The organism is Hymenobacter defluvii (assembly GCF_017589435.1).
GTDB lineage: Bacteria > Bacteroidota > Bacteroidia > Cytophagales > Hymenobacteraceae > Hymenobacter > Hymenobacter profundi.
The window spans coordinates 1-1,345 of record NZ_JAGETX010000067.1; the positions used below are offsets into that span (position 1 = coordinate 1).

The window sequence follows — 1,345 nt, forward strand, 5'->3', positions numbered from 1 at the left end:
GCATGTGCACTGTTCGCTTTGATGTAAGCATCAACAAGCGTCGTGTTTTCAGTCGATAGGTCGCCACGGAGGTAAGCGTCGCGGTATACCGAGAGTAGTTCTCCCGAAATGGGATGAAATGGGTTGGCGCTGAGTTTCATAATGAGCTGTGTTGTTGTAAAAGTGCCATTGATTTTGATAACACAAAACTCAATAAAAAAATGGACATAATCTATTCGTAAAATGATGTTAATAAAGGGTTTGAACCCACTGTATCTTCGATAAATTCAGTTCTGTACACGGTAAATAGCGCAATTTGCCAACTGAGTTGTATTTGAAAGCATTTGAATATTTATTTTAATAGTACAATTATATTAGATTATTTATAAATTTTGTTATATAAATGAAACTAAATTTCTATTTTATAGAATTCGCTTTACAATTTTGGGAATATAGTAAATCTATTTCGACCCAGTTTACGTACGCGAAGATCCAAAATTTAGGTTAGCTGACTTAATTATATGTATTTGTATAATATTTATATTTAATATGTATAATATGATAAAATCATATTATATTATATAATTTAAGTACAATTATTTGTTATGATGCTACTGTTTATGACCAGTATGAATAAAAAGAAAGAGCCCGCTACCAATAGGTAACGGGCTCTTTCTTTTGAAAGAGAAATTTATACTCAGGCGTGGTTATGCAATAGCAACACGCTTGAAGTCAGTTACAGTCATGCCTTTGCTGGTTTTGTCAAGCAACTGAGCGATAGTAACAGAGTTGTCTTTCACGAACTCTTGGTTGAGCAAGGTGTTCTCCTTGTAGAACTTGTTGAGTTTGCCTTGAGCAATTTTCTCCAACATAGCCTCAGGCTTGCCTTCAGCACGAGCCTGCTCCTTGCCAATCTCAATTTCGCGCTCTACAGTAGCAGAGTCTACACCGTCTTTGTCAACAGCAACGGGTTTCATAGCTACAATCTGCATGGCTACGTCGCGGCCTACCTCATTAGTGTTGGCGTCGCCTACGTTCTTCAGGCCTACCAGCACACCCTTTTTATTGTCGGAGTGGATGTACGAAGCAACTTTCTCAGCAGTCAGCGTTTCGTATGCTACGATGTCCAGCTTCTCACCAATTTTGCCCATCAGGTCAGTGATGTGCTCTTGCAGCGAGCGGCCATCTTCCTGCTTTGCGGCTAGCAAGTCTTCCTTGGTACCAGCATCCGACTTCACAGCGGCGTCCAATACTTGCTGAGCGAGCTTGCGGAAGTCTTCTACTTTAGCAACTGGCTCGGTTTCGCAAGCCAGGGCTACCAGTTTGCCAGTAGTGCCATCTTCGCTTACGTTTACCAGCACTACGC

General features: G+C 40.7%; 1 protein-coding gene. It reads right to left on the minus strand.

All coding sequences use genetic code 11. The features are described from left to right. Window positions 1-686 precede the first annotated feature (686 nt). The coding region (gene tsf / locus J4D97_RS22905) for a translation elongation factor Ts (protein ID WP_208309616.1) at window positions 687-1,345 on the minus strand (659 nt) is incomplete at its 5' end.